This is a genomic window from Nocardioides sp. (assembly GCF_035481145.1).
GTDB lineage: Bacteria > Actinomycetota > Actinomycetes > Propionibacteriales > Nocardioidaceae > Nocardioides.
In genome coordinates this window covers 1-19978 of sequence record NZ_DATIHB010000064.1, presented here as the reverse complement: position 1 = coordinate 19978, position 19978 = coordinate 1, and the positions used below count along the sequence as shown (strand labels likewise).

At 70.8% G+C, this 19978-nt stretch carries 20 protein-coding genes; 4 read left to right on the top strand and 16 right to left on the bottom strand.

Annotation, left to right across the window (positions count from 1 at the left end):
- Positions 1-11 precede the first annotated feature (11 nt).
- The 8 genes from VLF38_RS05325 to trpC form a co-directional block, all read right to left on the bottom strand.
- On the bottom strand, positions 12-1484 hold the full coding sequence (locus VLF38_RS05325; RefSeq protein ID WP_325270245.1) for a glutamate synthase subunit beta: 1473 nt from the start codon (positions 1482-1484) through the stop codon (positions 12-14).
- Positions 1477-6015, bottom strand: a complete 4539-nt coding sequence (gene gltB, locus VLF38_RS05320; protein WP_414689366.1) for a glutamate synthase large subunit — start codon at positions 6013-6015, stop codon at positions 1477-1479. The genes VLF38_RS05325 and gltB overlap by 8 nt, the downstream gene beginning before the upstream one ends.
- A 176-nt stretch (positions 6016-6191) precedes the next feature.
- Positions 6192-6920 (bottom strand): VIT1/CCC1 transporter family protein, encoded by a 729-nt coding sequence (locus VLF38_RS05315; RefSeq protein ID WP_325270243.1) that lies wholly within the window; start codon positions 6918-6920, stop codon positions 6192-6194.
- On the bottom strand, positions 6880-7773 hold the full coding sequence (gene lgt, locus VLF38_RS05310; RefSeq protein ID WP_325270242.1) for a prolipoprotein diacylglyceryl transferase: 894 nt from the start codon (positions 7771-7773) through the stop codon (positions 6880-6882). Before lgt ends, VLF38_RS05315 begins: the two co-directional genes overlap by 41 nt.
- A 1-nt stretch (position 7774) precedes the next feature.
- Entirely contained in the window at positions 7775-8404 is a 630-nt protein-coding gene (locus VLF38_RS05305) for an SCO family protein (protein ID WP_325270241.1), read from the bottom strand.
- Positions 8397-9197, bottom strand: coding sequence for a tryptophan synthase subunit alpha (gene trpA / locus VLF38_RS05300; protein ID WP_325270240.1), 801 nt, complete (start codon positions 9195-9197; stop codon positions 8397-8399). The genes VLF38_RS05305 and trpA overlap by 8 nt, the downstream gene beginning before the upstream one ends.
- Positions 9194-10438 (bottom strand): tryptophan synthase subunit beta, encoded by a 1245-nt coding sequence (trpB, locus tag VLF38_RS05295; protein ID WP_325270239.1) that lies wholly within the window; start codon positions 10436-10438, stop codon positions 9194-9196. Before trpB ends, trpA begins: the two co-directional genes overlap by 4 nt.
- A complete protein-coding gene (gene trpC, locus VLF38_RS05290) occupies positions 10435-11259 on the bottom strand; it encodes an indole-3-glycerol phosphate synthase TrpC (RefSeq protein ID WP_325270238.1) in 825 nt (274 codons plus the stop codon). The genes trpB and trpC overlap by 4 nt, the downstream gene beginning before the upstream one ends.
- A 151-nt stretch (positions 11260-11410) precedes the next feature.
- Between trpC and VLF38_RS05285 the strand changes: the two genes are divergently transcribed.
- Both VLF38_RS05285 and VLF38_RS05280 read left to right on the top strand, forming a co-directional pair.
- Complete coding sequence (locus VLF38_RS05285; RefSeq protein ID WP_325270237.1) at positions 11411-11746, top strand: CD225/dispanin family protein; 336 nt, start codon at positions 11411-11413, stop codon at positions 11744-11746.
- Positions 11747-11772: 26 nt separating this feature from the next.
- Positions 11773-12195 carry a DUF2752 domain-containing protein gene (locus VLF38_RS05280; protein WP_325270236.1) on the top strand — a complete coding sequence of 141 codons (423 nt, stop codon included), beginning with the start codon at positions 11773-11775 and terminating at the stop codon, positions 12193-12195.
- Between the two features lie 38 nt (positions 12196-12233).
- Here VLF38_RS05280 and VLF38_RS05275 read toward each other — a convergent pair whose 3' ends face one another.
- From VLF38_RS05275 to VLF38_RS05250, 6 genes are read right to left on the bottom strand one after another with little or no spacing between them, the layout of a single operon-like run.
- Positions 12234-12608 (bottom strand): DUF2752 domain-containing protein, encoded by a 375-nt coding sequence (locus tag VLF38_RS05275; RefSeq protein ID WP_325270235.1) that lies wholly within the window; start codon positions 12606-12608, stop codon positions 12234-12236.
- Between the two features lie 49 nt (positions 12609-12657).
- Complete coding sequence (locus tag VLF38_RS05270) at positions 12658-12861, bottom strand: HGxxPAAW family protein (protein WP_325270234.1); 204 nt, start codon at positions 12859-12861, stop codon at positions 12658-12660.
- 45 nt (positions 12862-12906) lie between these two features.
- The gene (locus VLF38_RS05265; protein WP_325270233.1) at positions 12907-13557 is read right to left on the bottom strand and encodes a Trp biosynthesis-associated membrane protein; all 651 of its coding nucleotides are present in this window, start codon (positions 13555-13557) and stop codon (positions 12907-12909) included.
- Positions 13554-13904: a phosphoribosyl-AMP cyclohydrolase gene (gene hisI, locus VLF38_RS05260; protein WP_325270232.1), complete on the bottom strand. Its 351-nt coding sequence runs from the start codon at positions 13902-13904 to the stop codon at positions 13554-13556. The genes VLF38_RS05265 and hisI overlap by 4 nt, the downstream gene beginning before the upstream one ends.
- Before the next feature lie 10 nt (positions 13905-13914).
- On the bottom strand, positions 13915-15714 hold the full coding sequence (locus VLF38_RS05255; protein WP_325270231.1) for an ABC transporter ATP-binding protein: 1800 nt from the start codon (positions 15712-15714) through the stop codon (positions 13915-13917).
- On the bottom strand, positions 15711-17471 hold the full coding sequence (locus tag VLF38_RS05250) for an ABC transporter ATP-binding protein (protein ID WP_325270230.1): 1761 nt from the start codon (positions 17469-17471) through the stop codon (positions 15711-15713). Before VLF38_RS05250 ends, VLF38_RS05255 begins: the two co-directional genes overlap by 4 nt.
- 56 nt (positions 17472-17527) lie before the next feature.
- Here VLF38_RS05250 and VLF38_RS05245 point away from each other — a divergent pair, with 56 nt between their 5' ends.
- Positions 17528-18160, top strand: a complete 633-nt coding sequence (locus tag VLF38_RS05245) for a TIGR03085 family metal-binding protein (protein WP_325270229.1) — start codon at positions 17528-17530, stop codon at positions 18158-18160.
- The gene (locus tag VLF38_RS05240) at positions 18160-18723 is read left to right on the top strand and encodes a hypothetical protein (RefSeq protein ID WP_325270228.1); all 564 of its coding nucleotides are present in this window, start codon (positions 18160-18162) and stop codon (positions 18721-18723) included. The genes VLF38_RS05245 and VLF38_RS05240 overlap by 1 nt, the downstream gene beginning before the upstream one ends.
- 14 nt (positions 18724-18737) lie before the next feature.
- Here the strand turns inward: VLF38_RS05240 and VLF38_RS05235 are convergent, their stop codons facing one another.
- Positions 18738-19544 carry a hypothetical protein gene (locus VLF38_RS05235; RefSeq protein ID WP_325270227.1) on the bottom strand — a complete coding sequence of 269 codons (807 nt, stop codon included), beginning with the start codon at positions 19542-19544 and terminating at the stop codon, positions 18738-18740.
- Positions 19544-19978 (bottom strand): RNA polymerase sigma factor (locus VLF38_RS05230; protein ID WP_325270226.1); only part of this gene is annotated, 435 nt, incomplete at its 5' end. The genes VLF38_RS05235 and VLF38_RS05230, both read right to left, overlap by 1 nt.

Below are 19978 nucleotides of genomic sequence, written 5' to 3'. Positions count from 1 at the left end.
GCTTGGGCGAATCAGGCCATCAGCGGACGTGCGGTCGGCGGGATCGGCGCCGGCAGGTTGGTCGAGCCCGTGAGGAACGCGTCGACCGAGGCAGCCGCGGAACGACCCTCGGCGATCGCCCAGACGATGAGCGACTGGCCACGGCCCGCGTCACCGGCGACGTAGACGCCGGGCGTCGAGGTCGCGTAGCTGTTGTCGCGCTTGACGTTGCCACGCTCGTCCAGCTCGACACCGAGCTGCTCCACGATGCCGGGCTTCTCCGGACCGACGAAGCCCATCGCGAAGAGGACCAGCTCGGCCGGGATCTCGCGCTCCGTGCCGGAAACCGGCTGGAACTTCGCGTCGACCTCGGTGACCTTGAGCGCCCGGACGTTGCCCTTGCCGTCGTCGAGGAACTCGACGGTCGAAGTCGCGTAGACGCGCTCGCCACCCTCCTCGTGGGCCGAGGAGACCTTGTACGTCATCGGGTACGTCGGCCACGGCTGGCCCGCGGGACGCTCCTCGGTCGGACGCGGCATGATCTCCAGCTGCGTGATCGACTTCGCGCCCTGGCGGATCGAGGTGCCGAGGCAGTCGGCACCCGTGTCACCGCCACCGATGATGACGACGTTCTTGCCGGTCGCGAGGATCTGCTCCTCACCATCCGGCAGAGCGGCGTCGCCGTACGCGATGCGGTTGGCCTGCGGCAGGAACTCCATCGCCTGGTGGATGCCGTTGAGCTCGCGGCCCGGGACCGGGAGGTCACGCGGGACGGTCGAGCCGACGGCCAGGATGACGGCGTCGTAGCGCTCGCGGAGCTGGTCGCCCGTGATGGTCTCGCCGACGTTGACGCCGGTGCGGAAGACGGTGCCTTCCTTCTCCATCTGCGCAAGACGGCGATCGACGTGCGACTTCTCCATCTTGAACTCGGGGATGCCGTAGCGGAGCAGGCCACCGGCACGGTCGGCACGCTCGTAGACGGCGACCGTGTGGCCGGCGCGGGTGAGCTGCTGGGCAGCGGCGAGGCCAGCGGGGCCCGAGCCGATGACCGCCACCGTCTTGCCGGACAGCCACTCGGCCTGCTCGGGACGGACGTAGTTGCTCTCCCAGGCCTTGTCGATGATCGCGACCTCGATGTTCTTGATCGTCACCGGGTCCTGGTTGATGCCCAGGACGCAGGCGGTCTCACACGGGGCCGGGCAGAGGCGACCGGTGAACTCCGGGAAGTTGTTGGTCGCGTGGAGGCGCTCGATCGCCGCCTCCCAGTCGTTGCGCCAGACCAGGTCGTTCCACTCGGGAATGATGTTGCCCAGCGGGCAACCCTGGTGGCAGAACGGGATGCCACAGTCCATGCAGCGGCTCGACTGCACGTTGATGATCGGGAGCAGGGTCTTGCCGATGCCACCATCGGGGTAGACCTCGCGCCAGTCACCGACGCGCTCGTCGACGGGACGACGGGTCGCGACCTGGCGGCCGTTCTTCAGGAAGCCCTTCGGGTCAGCCATGGAGCACCTCCATAATCCGGGCGGCGGCCTCGTCCTCGTTGAGACCCTCCTCGAGGGCCTCCTCACGAGCCTCGAGCACGCGCTTGTAGTCACTCGGCATGACCTCGGTGAACCGCGGCAGTGCGGCCTCCCAGTCAGCCAGGAGCGCCTCGGCGACCGACGAACCGGTCTCCTCGAGGTGCTTGGAAACGATCTCCTTGAGCTCATCGGCAGCCTTGCCGGTCACCGGGGCGAGCTCGACGAGCTCGGGGTTGACCAGCGCAGCGTCGAGGTCGAGCACGAAGGCGTAACCGCCCGACATGCCCGCCGCGAAGTTGCGACCCGTCGGACCCAGCACGACCACACGACCACCGGTCATGTACTCGCAGCCGTGGTCGCCGACGCCCTCGGTCACGACCGTGGCACCGGAGTTGCGGACGCAGCAGCGCTCGCCGACCATGCCGGAGAGGTAGAGCTCACCGGAGGTGGCACCGAACGCGATCGTGTTGCCCGCGATGACCTGCTGGCTCGCCTCGAACGACGACCGGCGGTCCGGACGGACGACGATGCGGCCACCGGAGAGGCCCTTGCCGACGTAGTCGTTGGACTCGCCCTCGATGCGCAGCGTCACGCCCTTCGGCAGGAACGCGCCGAAGGAGTTGCCGCCGGAGCCGGTGAAGGTGATGTCGATCGTGTCGTCGGGGAGACCGGCGCCCTTGTAGCGCTTGGTGACCTCGTGACCGAGCATCGTGCCGACCGTGCGGTTGACGTTGCTGACGGTGAGCTGCGCGGTGACCTTCTCGCCGGACTCGAGAGCCGGCTTGGCGAGCGCGATGAGCTCGTTGTCGAGCGCCTTGTCGAGGCCGTGGTCCTGACCCTTGGTGTTGTAGAGGGTCTGGCCCTCGTACTGGCCGTGGTCACCGGCCGGGTCGACCTTGTGCAGGATCGGCGACAGGTCGAGACCCGAAGCCTTCCAGTACGACGAGGCGTCACGCGTGTCGAGGGCGTCGACCTGGCCGACCGCCTCCTCGAGGGTGCGGAAGCCCAGCTCGGCGAGGATCTCGCGGACCTCTTCGGCGATGTACTCGAAGAAGTTGACGACGAACTCCGGCTTGCCGGAGTAGCGACTGCGCAGGACGGGGTTCTGCGTGGCCACACCCACGGGGCAGGTGTCGAGGTGGCAGACCCGCATCATGATGCAGCCCGAGACGACGAGCGGCGCGGTCGCGAAACCGAACTCCTCGGCGCCGAGCAGGGCGGCGATGACGACGTCGCGACCGGTCTTGAGCTGACCGTCGGCCTGGACGACGATGCGGTCGCGCAGGCCGTTGAGCAGCAGGGTCTGCTGGGTCTCGGCGAGACCGAGCTCCCAGGGACCACCGGCGTGCTTCAGCGACGTCAGCGGCGACGCGCCGGTGCCACCGTCGTGGCCGGAGATCAGCACGACGTCCGCGTGGGCCTTGGAGACGCCGGCGGCGACCGTGCCGACACCGACCTCCGAGACGAGCTTCACGTGGACCCGAGCCGCCGGGTTGGCGTTCTTCAGGTCGTGGATCAGCTGCGCCAGGTCCTCGATCGAGTAGATGTCGTGGTGCGGCGGCGGGGAGATCAGGCCGACACCGGGCGTCGAGTGACGTGTCTTGGCCACCCACGGGTAGACCTTGTGACCGGGCAGCTGGCCGCCCTCGCCGGGCTTGGCACCCTGCGCCATCTTGATCTGGATGTCGTCGGCGTTGGTGAGGTACTCCGACGTGACACCGAAGCGACCCGAGGCGACCTGCTTGATCGACGAACGGCGAACCGGGTCGTGGAGACGCTCCGGATCCTCGCCACCCTCACCGGTGTTGGACTTCGCACCGAGCTGGTTCATCGCGACCGCGAGGGTCTCGTGGGCCTCCTGCGAGATGGAGCCGTAGGACATGGCTCCGGTCGAGAAGCGCTTCACGATCTCGCTGACCGGCTCGACCTCGTCGATGCTGATCGACGGACGGTCGCTCTTGAACTTGAAGAGACCGCGCAGCGTCATCAGCCGCTCGGACTGCTCGTCGATCGCCTGCGTGTACTGCTTGAAGACGTCGTAGCGGCCCTGGCGGGTTGCGTGCTGGAGGCGGAAGACCGTCTCCGGGTTGAAGAGGTGGGGCTCACCCTCACGACGCCACTGGTACTCGCCACCGATGGGCAGCGTGCGGTGGGCCTGGACGATGCCGTCCGCGGGGTACGCCGTGGCGTGGCGCTTGGCCACCTCCTCGGCGATCGTGTCGATGCCGATGCCACCGAGGCGCGACGTCGTACCGCTGAAGTACTGGTCGATGACCTCCTGCGACAGGCCGATGCACTCGAAGATCTGCGCACCGGTGTAGGAGGCGACGGTGGAGACACCGATCTTCGACATGACCTTGAGGACGCCCTTGCCGAGGCCCTTGACCATGTGCTTGACAGCGGTCTCGGGGTCGACCTTGACGAACGAGCCCTCGCGAGCGAGGTCCTCGGCGGTCTCCAGGGCGAGGTACGGGTTGACCGCAGCGGCACCGAAGCCGATCAGGGTCGCGACGTGGTGGACCTCGCGGACGTCACCGGCCTCGACGACGAGACCGACCTGCGTGCGGGTCTTCTCGCGGACGAGGTGGTGGTGGACGGCCGAGGTGAGCAGCAGCGACGGGATCGGCGCGAGCTCGGCGGTCGAGTGCCGGTCGGAGAGGACGACGATGCGGGCACCGTCGGCGATCGCCTGCGACACCTCGGCGCAGATCTCCTCGATCTTCGCCGCCAGGGCGGCGCCGCCACCCTTGACGTCGTAGAGACCGCGGGAGACGTGCGCGATGAAGCCGGGCTGGTCACCGTCACGGTTGATGTGGCGGATCTTGGCCAGGTCGTCGTTGCTGAAGACCGGGAACGGCAGGATGACCTGCTTGCAGGACTCCTCGCTCGGGACCAGCAGGTTGGACTCCGGTCCGATGGTGCCGTTGAGCGAGGTGACGAGCTCCTCGCGGATGGCGTCGAGCGGCGGGTTCGTGACCTGCGCGAAGAGCTGCGAGAAGTAATCGAAGAGCAGACGGGGCTTCTCGCTGATCGCGGCGATCGGCGAGTCGGTGCCCATCGAGCCCAGGGCCTCCATGCCGGTGTTGGCCATGGGAGCCAGCAGCACACGCAGCTCCTCCTCGGTGTAACCGAAGACCTGCTGGCGACGCGCGACCGACTTGTGCGTGTGGACGATGTGCTCGAGCTCGGGGAGGTCGCCCAGCTTGATGCGGCCGGCCTGCAGCCACTCGGCGTACGGGTGCTCCGCTGCGAGGGCGTCCTTGATCTCGTCGTCCTCGATGATCCGGCCCTCGGCCGTGTCGACGAGGAGCATCTTGCCCGGCTGGGTGCGGCCCTTGCGGACCACCGACTCCGGTGCGATGTCGTGGAGGACACCGGCCTCCGAGCCGTAGACCACGAGGCCCTCGTCGGTCACCCAGAGGCGACCGGGGCGCAGGCCGTTGCGGTCGAGGACTGCGCCGACCTGGGTGCCGTCGGTGAAGACGACGTTGGCGGGGCCGTCCCACGGCTCCATGACGGTGCTGTGGAACTCGTAGAACGCGCGACGCTCGGGGCTCATCGTGGCGTGGTTCTCCCACGCCTCGGGGATCATCATGAGCATCGCGTGCGGGAGCGTGCGGCCACCGAGGTGGATCAGCTCGAGCACCTCGTCGAACGACGCGGAGTCCGAGGCCTCGGGGTCGACGATCGGGTAGAGACGCGAGAGGTCGCCCGGAATCGTGTCGGAGGCCAGCAGGGCCTCACGCGCACGCATCCAGTTGCGGTTGCCCTTGACCGTGTTGATCTCGCCGTTGTGCGCGATGAAGCGGAACGGGTGCGCCAGCGGCCAGCTCGGGAACGTGTTGGTCGAGAAGCGCGAGTGGACGACACCGATGGCCGACATGACGCGCTCGTCGACGAGGTCCGGGAAGACCTGGTCGAGCTGCTCGGTGGTGAGCATGCCCTTGTAGGCGATGGTGCGCGAGGAGAGCGACGGGAAGTACGCGCCCGTCTCGTGCTCGGCGCGCTTGCGCAGGCAGAACGCCTGGCGCTCGAGCGGGAGCCCGGTGAGCGCCTCGGTCGAGGCGACGAAGAGCTGGCGGAACAACGGCATGCAGGAGAGCGCGGTGGCACCGAGCATCTCGGTGGCGACCGGGACGTCGCGCCAGCCGAGGACCTTGAGGCCCTCCTCGACGGCGATCTCCTCGATGCGCGTCTGGACCTTGGCGACCGCGTCGGCGTCACCGTCGATGAACGCCGTACCGGCGGCGTAGCCACCGGCGGCAGGAAGCTCGAAGTCGACGACCTCGCGGAAGAACGCGTCCGGCACCTGCATCAGGATGCCGGCGCCGTCGCCCGAGTTGGGCTCGGCACCCGCGGCACCGCGGTGCTCAAGGTTCTTCAGCGCGGTCAGCGCCTTCTTCACGATGTCGTGGCTGGCAACACCCGTGAGCGTGGCCACAAAGGCAACTCCGCAGGCGTCGTGCTCGTGGCCCCCGTCGTACAGCCCTTGGGGCGGCGGGAATGCGTGCATGGGCATTCTCCCGTCGTCGTCTGCGCCGGCCCCGAGGGCACGGCGAATCGGCAATGCAAGAAGCAAAAGGGAACCGCAGGGGACGACGTTGGCCCTAGCGGAAAGGTCAGGCTACCACCGCGAGCGGTTTCGACGCCCGTCGTGAACCGACCCCCGGGGCCGGAGTGACCCGTGTCTCAGACCGTGCCACCGACGGCGACACCCACGGCGTAGGTCAGCGCGAACGCCGCTCCGCCGAGCACGACCTGGCGCAGTCCGCCGAACCACCACGGCCGCGTGGTGAGCCGGGTGACGACCGCGCCGCAGACGAAGAGCGCGACGAGCGTCAGCACGATCGCCGGGGTGAGCACGGTGGCACCGAGCAGATAGGGAAGCACAGGCACGAGCGCACCGAGGGCGAACGAGATGAACGAGCTCACCGCCGCCACGACCGGGGAGGCGAGGTCGTCGGAGGTGACGCCGAACTCGGCGAGGCTGTGCACCTCGACGGCCGAGTCGACGTCACGGTGCATCTGGGCCGCCGCCCGCTCGGCCGTCTCACTGTCGACGCCGCGCATCCGGAGCATGTCGGCGAGCTCGGCCTCCTCGCCGGCCGGGTTCTCCAGGATCTCCTGGCGCTCCCGTTCGATCTCGAGCTCGGCGGCCTCGGACTGGCTCGCGACCGAGGCGTACTCCCCCGCCGCCATCGAGAACGCGCCGGCGGCCAGACCTGCCAGCCCCGCGAGGACGACCGCGCTGGCGTCGGTGTGGTCGCGCGTGCCTCCGGCGACACCGGCGATCAGTGCGGCGTTGGAGACCAGACCGTCCATCGCCCCGAAGACGGCCGGGCGCAGCCAGCCGCCGTTGACGTCGGGGTGGCTGTGGTCAGTCGGTGCCGGCTCGCTCGGCGACTCCGTCGTGCTCATGTCCTCCACGGTAGATGCTCTCCTCTCGGCCCGGGCGGGTGCGGGCTGCCCACAGGAGGTACCCCGCAGCGAGGGCGAAGACCACCATCGACATCCAGACGTTGAAGCGGAGGCCGCCCACGTCCTGGAGCTCGACCGGGTCGATGCGCAGCGTCTCGATCCAGCCGCGGCCGGCGGTGTAGAGCAACGCGTAGAGCGCCACGACCTTGCCGTGACCGAGCCGGAAGCGGCGGTCGAGCAGGATGATCACCGCGAACGCCGCCAGGCACCACAGCGCCTCGTAGAGGAACGTCGGGTGGAACGTCGCGACGTCCTCGTAGCCGGGCGGGCGATGGTCGCGATCGATCTCGAGGGCCCACGGCAGGTCGGTCGGCTTGCCGAAGAGCTCCTGGTTGAACCAGTTGCCGAAGCGACCGATCGCCTGCGCGACGAGGACACCGGGCGCGAGCGCGTCGAGCGCGGGCAGGACCCGGATGCCCATCACGCGGCCACCGATCACCACACCGATCGCACCGAGGATGATCGCGCCCCAGATGCCGAGGCCGCCCTGCCAGATCTTGAGGGCGTCGACGGCGTTCTTGCCCTCGCCGAAGTAGAGGTCGTGGTCGGTGATGACGTGGTAGAGCCGACCGCCGATGATGCCGAACGGCACCGCCCACAGGGCGAGGTCCTGGATCTCTCCGGCCTTGCCGCCGCGGGCGACCCAGCGGCGTTCGCCGATCCAGACCGCGGCGATGATGCCGAGGATGATGCAGAGCGCGTAGGCGCGGATCGGCACCGGGCCGAGGTGCCAGATCCCCTGTGCCGGGCTGGGGATGCTGAGGCTCACGAACGGAGCGGTCAGGGCGTTCACGTCACTCCTCGAGGAGACTGCTGATGTCCTGGGCGAGCTGCTGGGCAGTCACGTCACGGTTCCAGAACGCCGTGGCCTGCCCCTCCTGCATGGCGTAGGTGTAGTCGGTGTGCTCGACGAGGTAGCCGCTGCGCCCGGGGTTGTTGCTGTCGGGGGCACCCTGGCCTCCCGGACCGGACTTCGCCCCGTAGGCCTTGAACGCCTCGGCCATCGCGGTCAGGTCCTGCGCCGAACCCGTGACGCCGACGTACGCCGGGTCGAAGGCGCCGAGGTAGCGCTCCAGCGCCAGCACGGAGTCGCGCTTGGGGTCGGTGGTGATGAAGACGACCTCGACGTCGTGGCGCTGCTGCTCCGGGATCCGGACCAGCGCCGAGGTGATGTCGGCCATCTCCTGGCTGCAGACGTCGGGGCAGTTGGTGTAGCCGAAGAAGACCAGCGTCAGCGGCGCCTTCTCGGTCGTCGCCGACCAGGAGCCGTCGTGGGTGGCGCTCAGCTCGGTCGCGGGGATCGTCCATGGCTGCGGGATGCGCGACCCGTGGAACTCGGACGCGTCGGGCGCCGCCGCACAGCCGGTGAGCGCGACCGCGACCGCTGCCGCACCGAACGTGCGGCGGAGACGTCGGTCAGCCACGGCCGCGGACTCCGGCAGCCAGCTCCTCGGTGAGTGAGGCCAGGTTGCGCAGGCCCGTCGCCCGGTCGGGCGCGTCGAGCAGCGTGCGCACGAAGGCCGATCCGACGATGACACCGTCGGCGTACTCGGCGAACTGGGCAGCCTGGGCGCCCGTGCTGACGCCGACGCCGACGCCGACGGGCAGGTCGGTGGTCGCCTTGGTCCGCTCGATGAGCGGGCGGACGATGTCAGCAGTGGCCTGCTTGCCGCCGGTGACGCCCATGACGCCGGTGGCGTAGACGAAGCCGCGACTCGCGGCGGTCGTCATCGCGATGCGTGCGTCGGTGCTCGAGGGGGCGACCAGGAAGACCTTGTCGAGGTCGTGCTCGTCGGCGGCGGCGATCCACTCGGCACCGAAGTCCGGGGTGATGTCGGGCGTGATCAGGCCCGCTCCCCCGGCGTTGGCCAGGTCGGCGGCGAACTGGCCGACCCCGTAGCGCTCGATGGGTCCCCAGTAGGTCATCACGAGCGTGGGTGCGCCCGCCTTCGCGACGGCCTCGACGGCCTCGAGGACCTGCTTGGTGCGCGTGCCGCCGTCGAGCGCCTGCTGGGCGGCGGCCTGGATGATCGGGCCGTCCATGACCGGATCGGTGTAGGGCAGGCCGATCTCGATGACGTCGCAGCCGTGCTCGACCATCACCGTGAGCGCCTCGATCGAGCCGTCGAGGTCCGGGAAGCCGGCGGGCAGGTAGCCGACGAGCGCGGCGCGGCCCTCGGCCTTGGCGCGCGCGAACGCGCTCGCAGTCGTCGTCACTTGGTCTCACCCTTCTTCGACGAGGCGAGCTCGAAGTAGTCGAGCGCGGTGCCCATGTCCTTGTCGCCACGGCCCGAGAGGTTGACCAGCAGGATCGCGTCGGAGCCCTTCTCGGCGGCGAGCTCCGGCGCGAGCCGGAGCGCGCCGGCAAGCGCGTGGCTCGACTCGATCGCGGGGATGATGCCCTCGGTGCGAGCCAGGAGCTGGAACGCCTCCATGGCCTCCGTGTCGGTGACGCCCTCGTACGTGGCGCGGCCGCTCGAGGCGAGCCACGCGTGCTGCGGGCCGACGCCCGGGTAGTCGAGGCCGGCCGAGATCGAGTGCGACTCGATGGTCTGGCCGTCGTCGTCCTGCAGCACGTAGGTGCGGGCGCCGTGCAGCACGCCCGCGCCACCTGCCGCGATCGTCGCTGCATGCCGGCCGGTCTCGATGCCGTCACCAGCCGCCTCGTAGCCGTAGATCGCGGTGTCGGCGTCGTCCAGGAAGGCCGTGAAGAGGCCGATCGCGTTGGAACCGCCACCGACGCACGCGGCGACGGCATCGGGGAGCCGGCCGTACGTCTCCAGGCACTGGGCACGGGCCTCGTCGCCGATGCCGCGGGTGAAGTCGCGGACCATGCTCGGGAACGGGTGCGGGCCCGCCGCCGTGCCGAAGAGGTACGCCGTGTGGTCGACGCTCGCGACCCAGTCGCGCAGCGCTTCGTTGATGGCGTCCTTGAGCGTGGCCGAGCCGGACTCGACGGGAATGACCTTCGCGCCGAGCAGCTCCATGCGGGCGACGTTGAGCGCCTGGCGCTCGGTGTCGACGCGGCCCATGTAGACCGTGCAGTCGAGCCCGAAGTAGGCCGCTGCCGTGGCGGAGGCGACGCCGTGCTGGCCGGCACCTGTCTCGGCGATCACGCGCGACTTGCCCATGCGCTTGGTGAGCAGCGCCTGGCCGAGCACGTTGCGGATCTTGTGGGCGCCGGTGTGGTTGAGGTCCTCGCGCTTGAGCAGGATCCTCACGCCGTACTGCTCGGAGAGGTGCTTCGCCTCGTAGAGCGGGCTCGGCACGTTGGCGTAGTCGACGAGGGCGTCCTCGAAGGTCGTGACGAACTCAGGGTCGGCCATCGCCTCGGTGTAGGCGACAGTGAGCTCGTCGAGTGCGGCGACGAGGGCCTCGGGCATGAACCGGCCGCCCCACGCGCCCTCGCCACCGAACCAGCCGAACTGGTCGGCGTCCCACTGAAGCTTCTCGGTCATGCGTCCTCTCCCGTCAGTCCGGTCATGGAACGGACGGCGGCCTCCGGGTCGCCGTCCTTCACGAGGGCCTCGCCGACCAGCACGACCCGCGCACCCTCGCGGGCAAACCGCTCGACGTCGGCGGGACTGGTGATGCCGGACTCGGCCACCTTCACCCGGTCGTCGGGGATCAGCGCCGCGAGGCGGCCGAAGGTGTCGTTGTCGACGGCGAGCGTCTTGAGGTTGCGTGCGTTGACGCCGATCAGCTCGGCGCCCAGGTCGACCGCGCGGCGGGTCTCCTCCTCGTCGTGGACCTCGACCAGGACGGTCATGCCGAGGCCGGTCGCCTCGTCGTACAGGCTCGTGAGGTCGGCGTCGGAGAGGGCGGCGACGATGAGGAGGACCAGGTCAGCGCCGGCCGCGCGGGCCTCCTGCACCTGGTAGCTGGTGACCATGAAGTCCTTGCGCAGGACCGGGGTGTCGACAGCGGCGCGCACGGCGCGGAGGTCGTCGAGGGAGCCGTTGAAGCGGCGCTGCTCGGTGAGCACGGAAATCGCGTGGGCGCCGCCGCGGGCGTAGGCCTGCGCGAGGGCGGCCGGGTCGGCGATCGGGGCGAGGTCACCCTTGGACGGCGACTTGCGCTTCACCTCGGAGATGACGCTCGTGCCCGGCGCGCGGAACGCCGGCATCGGGTCGCGCGGCGCGGGCGCCGCCTTGGCAGCGGCGCAGACCTCCTCGTAGGAGACCTGGGCCTCGCGGGCGGCGAGGTCCTCGCGGACCCCGGCGATGATCGAGTCGAGGACCGTCGTCCCTGCGGGGCCCTCTGCTGGTGCGTCACTCACGCGGCCAAGCGTCTCACGCGGCACCCAGCGGATTACCGCGGGTTCCACCGACGCAGCGCGCTGCGGTTCCATGCAGGGGCCACACGACGCTAGGGTCCGGGGCAACCTGCGTCACACTCGGCGTGACGCATCGAGTCCCCAGGGGGAACACATGTCAGAGCAGACTCCGCCGCCGCCGCCGTCGTACGGCGCGCCCGTGGGCCAGCCGGCCGGCACGCCGCCGCCGAACTACCTCGTGTGGTCGATCCTCACGACGATCTTCTGCTGCCTGCCGTTCGGCATCGCGTCCATCGTCTTCGCAGCCCAGGTCAACGGCAAGTGGGCCGCGGGCGACGCCAACGGCGCTCTCGAGTCCTCGCGCAAGGCGAAGCTCTTCGCGATCATCGCCGCCGTTGCCGGCCTGGTGGTCATGGCGCTCTACGTTGTGTTCTTCGTCGTGATCGCTGCCAACAGCGACCTCGACACCATCGACACCACGCAGTACTGAGTCATCGTCCGATGACGGAGAGCCCCGTGTCCGCGACCCGTCGCGGGCACGGGGCTTTCGTCTTCGCCGGCGTCACCGCCGCGGGCGTCGCCGCCGTCGCGGTGCTCGGCGTCGTCTCGCCCGAGCAGCCCGGTCACTATCCGACCTGTCCGTTCCTTGCCGTGACCGGCCACTGGTGTCCCGGGTGCGGTTCACTGCGCGCCGTCCACGCGCTCGCCGTGGGTGACCCGATCACGGCGCTCGACCGCAACCCGCTCCTGATCGCCCTGCTCCCGCTGCTCGCGCTGGCCTGGCTCGGCTGGGGCCTGCGGGTGGCCGGCCGACCCGCCGGCTGGCGCCTGCACCCGACGCGCGTCCCCGTCGCGGCCGTCTGGGCGCTCTTCGTCGCCATCACGACCTTCTGGTTCGCCCGCAACGTGCCGGGGTGGACCTGGCTCTCCCCCGTCTGAGGCGGCTACGGGCTGAGGCGACTACGGGCTGAGGCGCGCTATGGCGCGAGCCAGGCACCCCAGGGCGTGACGCGCAGGATCCCGAAGGCGACCAGCAGCACGAGCGCGACGACCACGAGGCGCGGGCTCGGCCCCCGCACCTGCTCACCAGCCCAGGCGCGCCGCACCCAGACCAGCCAGCCGAAGGCGAGCAGCGGGATGCTCGCCACGAAGTAGAGGTTGCTCGACGCCGCGGCCACGAGGTCGCCGTGCGACAGGTCGTTGACCGCGCGCAGGCCGCCGCAACCCGGGCAGGGGTGACCGGTCAACGCGAGGAACGGGCAGAAGCCCCACGAGCCCTGCTCGTGGGGGTCGCGGACGTGCAGCGCGACGCTCGCTGCCGCGATCACCGCAGCGAGTCCGAGGGGTGCCACCAGCTCACGCGAACGGCGTGAGCGGGGCACGGCCGAGGCCGTCAGGGCCTCAGTGGCCGGTGCCCTCACCGAAGCCCATCTTGTTGAGCACGACGAGCGCGACCGGCGCGATGGCCAGGATCACGACACCGACCCAGAAGAGGGGCCAGTTGAGCGGGGTGAACATCAGGCCGATGCCGCCCACGACGAATGCAGCCAGTCCGATGAAGACCGCGGTCCAGGCCGCCGGGGTGTTGCCGTGAGAGTCAGACATGCGCGTGGTTCTCCTCGTCGTGCAGCGATTGCGGCGACAGTCTAGTCAGGCCGACGGGCCGTCGTCGGCCTCCGGGTCACTTCCGGAATGAACGGTCGGATCGTGGCCTGCGTCCAGCGACTTCCACAGGTCGGCGCTCGACTGCTGCTCGAGCGGCACCGCGGTGGCCGGCGTGCCTGCGGAGGGGGCGTCGTACTTGCTGCCCATCTCGGGCCAGCTCCGGCAGAGGACCACCGCGAGCACGGAGGCGACGACCGCGAGCAGACCGGCAGCGAGCGCGACCAGCCACCAGCTGTTGTTCATGTGGACGGTGACGAAGCCGCAGCCCTCGGGCATCGTGCCGATGCGCTCGCGACCCTCCTCGCGCGCTGCCTCCTTGAGGAACGAGCGCGCCGACGCCGCGGTTGCCAGGAAGCCACCTGCGGCAAGCACAGCGAGTACGCCGACCACGCGCCGCGTGCGGGCGCGCGTCACCAGCAGGACACCCCAGGCTGCGAGCAGGACCAGTCCGAGTGCGCCGGCCAGCGGCGCGCCCTGCTCGATCGTGGAGAAACTCACGCCGGGAGCCACGTGGATCTCGCACTCGCCGCCCGGCGGCCCGACCTCGATCCAGGGCTTGTTGCCCGCGACGGCCGCCAGCGCTGCGGAGCCGAGCCCGAGGAGGACGATCGACCCGAAGCTGCCCCTGCGGGTCACGTGGGGCCCAGCAGGTCGGCGTCGAAGCAGGTGCGGTCACCGGTGTGGCAGGCGGCGCCAGTCTGGTCGACCTTCACCAGGAGCGTGTCGCCGTCGCAGTCGAGGCGGACCTCCTTGACGTGCTGCACGTGACCGGAGGTGTCGCCCTTGGCCCAGTACTCCTGGCGACTGCGGCTCCAGTAGACGGCGCGACCCGTGGTGAGCGTGCGGCGCAGCGCCTCGTCGTCCATCCAGCCCAGCATCAGCACCTCGCCGGTGTCGAACTGCTGCGCGATCGCCGGCACGAGGCCGTCCGCGGTGCGCTTCAGGCGGGCGGCGATGGCGGGGTCGAGGAGCGCGTCGTTCACGGCGCCCAGCCTAGTGCGCCTGCTGGGCGACCCAGCTCGCATGCAGGTCGGCGTACGGACCCGGGCGGGTGACCAGCACGGCGTGCGCGCCGCGCTGGACGATCCGGCCGCGGTCGACCACGACGACCTCGTCGGCGTTCTCTGCGGTGGTGAGGCGGTGCGCGATGGTGACCGAGGTCCGCCCGGACATCAGCTGCTCGAGGGCACGCGCCATGCGCATCTCCAGCTGGGGGTCGACGGCGCTGGTCGCCTCGTCGAGCACGAGCAGGTCGGGGTCTGCGAGGTGCGCGCGCAGCAGGGCAACGAGCTGGCGCTCCCCCGCGCTCATCGCCTCGCCGCGCTGGCCGACGGGGGTGTCGAGGCCGCGCGGGAGCGAGTCGAGCCAGTCGGAGATGCCGAGCTCGTCCGCACTCGCGAGGATCGCCTCGTCGGTCGCCCCCGCGCGCCCCCACTGGGCGTTGGCCCGGACGGTCGCGTCGATGAGGAAGCCCTCCTGCGGCACGAGCACGACACTGCGGCGGAGGGAGTCGTTGGCGATGGAGCGCACGTCGACGCCGTCGAGCAGCACCGCGCCTGACGTCGGGTCCATCAGGCGGGTGAGCAGCTTGGCGAGCGTGGACTTGCCGGAGCCGGTCTCGCCGACGATCGCGACGCGGGTGCCGGCCCCGACGTGCAGGTCGATCTCCTGCAGCACGAGCGGGCCGCCCGGGTAACCGAACGAGACGTCGCGGAACTCGACGTCGATCGGGCCGCGCGGCAGGACCGCCCCCTCGGCGCCGGGGTCGACGAGCTCGGCAGGCGTCTCGAGCACACCGATCACGCGGCGCCATCCGGCGAGCGCGTTCTGCGCATCGGTGAGCACCTGCGTGCCCATCTGCACCGGCCCGACGAAGAGGGTCACGAGGAACGCGAAGGCGATCACCTCACCCGCACTCAGCACACCGGCGAAGCCGAGCCAGATGCCGATGACGATGACGCCGGCGTTCGCCAGGCCCCCGGAGAGGCCTCCCAGCGAGAACGAGAACGCAGTGAAGCCCTGGGCCCTCGTCGCGGCCGCCTGGTTGGCTGCGATCGCCTCGTCGATGCGGGCCTGCGTGCGGGCCTGGACGGCGTACGCCCGGATGACGGCGGCGCCGACGACCGGCTCCGCGATCGCACCGAGCATCACGCCGACCTGGGCGCGGACCACGCCGTAGGCGTCGGAGAGCCGCTGCTGGAACCACTTCAGGCTCAGGAAGAGCGGGGCGAAGCAGATCCAGACGACGAGGCAGAGCTGCCAGCTGTAGAAGAGCATGATCACGGTCGCGACGATGATCTGTCCGATGCTGACGATCGCGAAGACGCCGCCGAAGACGAGGAACTGGCTCACCTGGTCGACGTCGCTGGTCACCCGCGAGACGAGCGCGCCCCGGCGCTCGGTGTTCTGGGTGAGGAGCGGGAGGTCGTGCACGTGGCGGAACGCCTTGATCCGCAGCGTGGCCAGGCCCCGCTCGGCCTGGGTGAAGAGCCGGCTCGTCATGACGTACGACGCGACGCCGGTCGCGAGGATCGCCACCGTCGCCAGCAGGCCCATCCGCACCATGTAGCCGACGTCGGCGCCTCCCGCGCCGAGGCCGTGGTCGACCGTCTTCTGCACGGTGATCGGCACGACGACCTGGCCGACCGTCGCGACCAGGGCGAGCAGCAGCGTGACGCCGAGGCCCTCGCGGAGCTCCGGAGAGATCTGCATGCCACGCCGGATCGTCGCCATCGCGGCGATCTCGGCGCCGGTGCCGACGGCCGGCTCGGTGGCGGGTGCTGTGGTGCTCACGCGTCCTCCTCCTGGGTCTCGTAGGCGTTGACCAGGTCGGCGTAGGCGCTCGACCGGGCGAGCAGGTCGGTGTGCGGGCCGCGGTCGACGATCCGGCCGTCGGCGAGGTGGAGCACCTCGTCGGCCAGCGCGATCGTCGCCTTGCGATAGGCGACCACGAGGAGCGTGGAGGTGCCCTCGCGGAGCGCGCCGAGGATGCGCGCCTCCACCTCGGGGTCGACCGCCGAGGTCGCGTCGTCGAGAACGAGGAGCCGCGGCTTGCGGACGAGTGCGCGGGCCAGCGAGATCCGCTGGCGCTGCCCGCCGGAGAGGCTGGTGCCGCGCTCGCCGAGCTTCGTGTCGAGCCCGTGCGCCAGGGCCGCGACGAAGCCGTCCGCCTGGGCGGTCCGCAGGGCAGCCCAGACCTCCTCGTCGGGCACGTCGGCACCCAGTGTCACGTTGCCGCGCACCGTGTCGTCGAAGAGGAACGCCGCCTGCGGCACGACCGCCACGGAGCGCGCCAGCTCACCGGCCGACAGCTCGCGCAGGTCCACGCCGTCGACACGGACGGCGCCGGCATCGGGGTCGACGAGCCGGGTGACGAGGGTGGTCAGCGTGCTCTTGCCGGAAGCGGTCGCACCGACCAGCGCGACCGAGCGCCCCGGATCCAGCGCGAAGTCGATGTCGGTCAGCACCGGGGCGCCGGGCTCGTAGGCGTAGCTCACCCGCTCGACCGCGAGCGATGCTGCGCCGGACGCCGGCAGCGTGGACGCGCCGTACGCCATCTCGCCGGTGGCGGACAGGACGCGATCGACCCGCCGGAAGCCCACGACGCTGCGAGGGAACTCGCCGAGCAGCCACCCGATCGACCGGATCGGCATCGCCACGATCGTGAGCAGGTAGCCGATGGTGACGACGTCACCGGGGTCGGTCTGTCCGGCCTCGACCCGGGCCACCCCGACGCCGAGGACGAGGAGTACGCCGAGCGAGGGCACCGCCGCGATGACCGGGTCGAACGCCGCGCGGATCCGGCCGGCGCGCACGTTGACATCGCGCAGCTCGTGGGCGACCGCCGCGAACCGCTCGGTCTCCGACGTCTCGCGGCCCAGGGTCTTGACCACCTGCGCGCCCTCGAAGGACTCGTGGGCGATCCCGCTCAACCGCCCGCGGAGCGCCTGGGCGTGCGTCATCAACGGCGAGGAGGCGTTCTGGTAGGTGACCGTGGCGAGCACGACGAGCGGGAAGACGAGCAGGCCGATCAGCGCGAGCACGAGGTCGGCGGCGAACATCTGCCCGATCGCGATCACCATCATCACCACCGTGCCGACCGCCATCGGCAGCGGAGCGATCGGGCTCCACGCGGCCTCGACGTCGGCGTTCGCGTTGGAGAGGAGCTCGCCGGTGGGGTGGCCCTGGTGCCACTCCATCGGGAGCCGGAGGTACTGACGGGTGACGGCCCGGCGGTCGTGCGCCTGGAGGCGGTACTGCATGATGCCCGCGCCGAGCCGGCGCGCGACGATGCCCACCGCGCGCAGGATCGCGACGCCGACGAAGAGGCCGACCACCGCCCACAGGATCCCGGCGCCGATCTCGCCGTCGCGGAAGGCGGGGATCACCGCGTGCTCCGTCGCCCAGCCGAGCACCCACGCGTCGGCGACGGTCAGCGCACCGAAGAGGACACTGCCCAAGGTCGAGACGGCGAAGACCCACGGCTCGCGCCGGATCGCCACCCCCAGGACCGCGAAGCCTTCGCGCAGGGTCGATGTCGGGGTGCTCACGAGGGCGCAACCACCTCACGCATGTCTGGCATTCCCAAGAGCCTAGGGTGGTCGTCATGACCCGGTCTCCCGCACGCCTCGAGCGCGACCAGCTCTGCGACCTCGCCCTGGCTGTCGGTCCCGATGCGCCCACGCGCTGCGGCGAGTGGGACGTCCGCCACCTGATGGCCCACCTGCTCGTGCGCGACCGCCAGCCGCACAACGCGGTCGGCATCTTCGCCCGGCCCTTCGCCGACAGGCACGACGTCGCGGTCGCCCGGGTGGCCCGCGGCGACTTCGCGACGACGGTGGCTGCCGTCCGCGCCGCGCGTTCGCCGCTGGCGCTGCCCGGCGTCGACGTCCTGGCCAACACCATCGAGTACTTCGTCCACCACGAGGACGTACGCCGCCGCGCGGGCGCGACGTGGGCGTCGCGGACCCTGCCTCGTGCCACCGTGACTGCGCTGTGGCGCGCGCTCCCGGTCATCGGGCGCGTCATCGTGCGAGACGCCGGCGTGCCGGTGCAGCTCCGTCGTACCGACACCGGCGCGACGCTCCAGCTGCGCCGCGGGTCGAACCCGGTCGTGATCGTCGGCGAGGTGGCCGAGCTCGTCCTCTTCCTCTACGGCCGTGGCGACGTCGCCGAGGTCACCTTCGAGGGTCCCGACGCGCACATCACCGCGCTGAAGTCCGCGGACCTGGGGCTGTGATGTCGGGCGCGCAGGGCCAGCCGGGCCTGCCGGGCCTGCCGGGCCGCGCGATGCTGGTCCTCGGCCTCCTCATCGTCCTCGTCGACCTGCGCTTCAACGGCTTCGACATCGTGAGCGATCCGGTCGGCTGGGTGCTCGCGATGGTCGTTCTTCTCGGCCTCGCGCGTCGACACACCGGCTTCGCCGTCGCCGCGGCCTCGGCGATCGCGGGCACCTTCGTCTCCCTCTGCACGGTGCTCTCCGAGCCGGGCACCGTGCTCAGCGTGGTCGAGGGCGTGGCGCTTACCGGCGTCGTCTTCGGCACCTGCACGGCGTTGATCGCCCTCGCCCTCTCCCCCACCGACCGGCGCGCAGCCGACATCATCCGCTGGCTCGACCTCGGCCTCACGGTGCTGAGCCTGCTCGCGGCCGGCACCGCCGGCGACGAGACGGTCCAGGTCGGGGGCGCTGCCGGCCTGCTCGTCGTGATCGGGGTCATGGCCGCGATCGTGACGGTGGTCTGGTTCCTGGTCGTGGTGTGGCGGGTGGAGCTACGGCCGGAGCCGGCCACGGCGCTGGGCTGAACTGTCTGGGCTGATCAGCTGAACGGGCTGGTGGGGGCGACCGTGACCTCGCGGTCGCCGATGTGGACCGTCAGCGTCGCTCCGTCGATCGCCCCCTCCTCGGTCGGCCACCAGGCTCCGAAGATCCCGTTGGCCACGCTCGCGGTCACCGTCGTGCCGTTGGCGAGGTGGACGTCGACGCCCGTGACGGCGGAGCCGACCAGGCCGTAGACCTGGGCGACGCTCAGCTGGCGGATCGAGGGGTCGGGGTCGGGCTCCACCTCGCTCATGCCGACCACGAGGACCTCCTCTGTCGACGGTCGCTCGACCGGCCGGTCGTGGACGACGCCGTGCATCGTGTTGAGCGCGTCGCTTCCCTCATCGGCGCGGATCCCCGCCAGCCCGATGAACGGCTCCTCCTCCGTGCCGCTGCCCAGGGCGATGTCCACGCAGAAGACGAAGTCGCCCCGTCGGTCGACCAGGACATCGCGCGGCGTCCAGTCGGGGACGGGCACTCCGACGAACCCGATGCCCCCGGTGCCCAGGTCCGTGCAGCGCGAACGCCACTCGGTGCGGGCCTCCTCGTCGTCGACGGAGGAGTCGGGCGCGGCGGTCCAGGAGGCGTAGGACGGTGGCGCACTCGGGTCCGCGACGACCAGGGTCGTCGCGACTGCGGCTGTCACGACCGAGGCCGCCGCTACGCCGATCAGGGTCGGCCGGCGCCAGCTCGCCGCCGGGCGGGGGGCTGGGCGGCGGATGGACTCGGTGTCGACGTGGTCGACGAGCATCGTGCGGATGGCGTCGTGGCGCTGCTGGGACATGGGCTTCAGGTTCGTGGACATCACGCCTCCTCGAGGGCGTCGACGGGACGGGTGGTGGGGTCTGGTGCGACTTCGGCCCGGAGTCGTTCGCGGGCTCGGCTCAGGCGGGAGCGGACGGTCCCGACCGGTACTCCGAGTGCCACGGCCGCGGAGGCGTAGTCGAGCTCCTGCCACACGCAGAGCAGGAGCACGTCACGGTCGATCGGCCGCAGCCGGGCCATCGCCTCCTGGATCGCCGCGAGCTGGTTGCGGTCGTCGATCTCCTCCGCCACCGCGTCGGCGTGATCGGCCTGCACGAGGTCGTGCGGCAGCCGCGCGAGCGCCGCGCGGTGACGACTCGCCGTGCGCCGGCGGTGCAGGATGCTGCGGCGGGCCACGCCGTACAGCCACGGCAGGACGACGCCGTCGACGAAGACGACGGTCTCGCGCTGGCGCCAGGCCTCGAGGAAGACGAT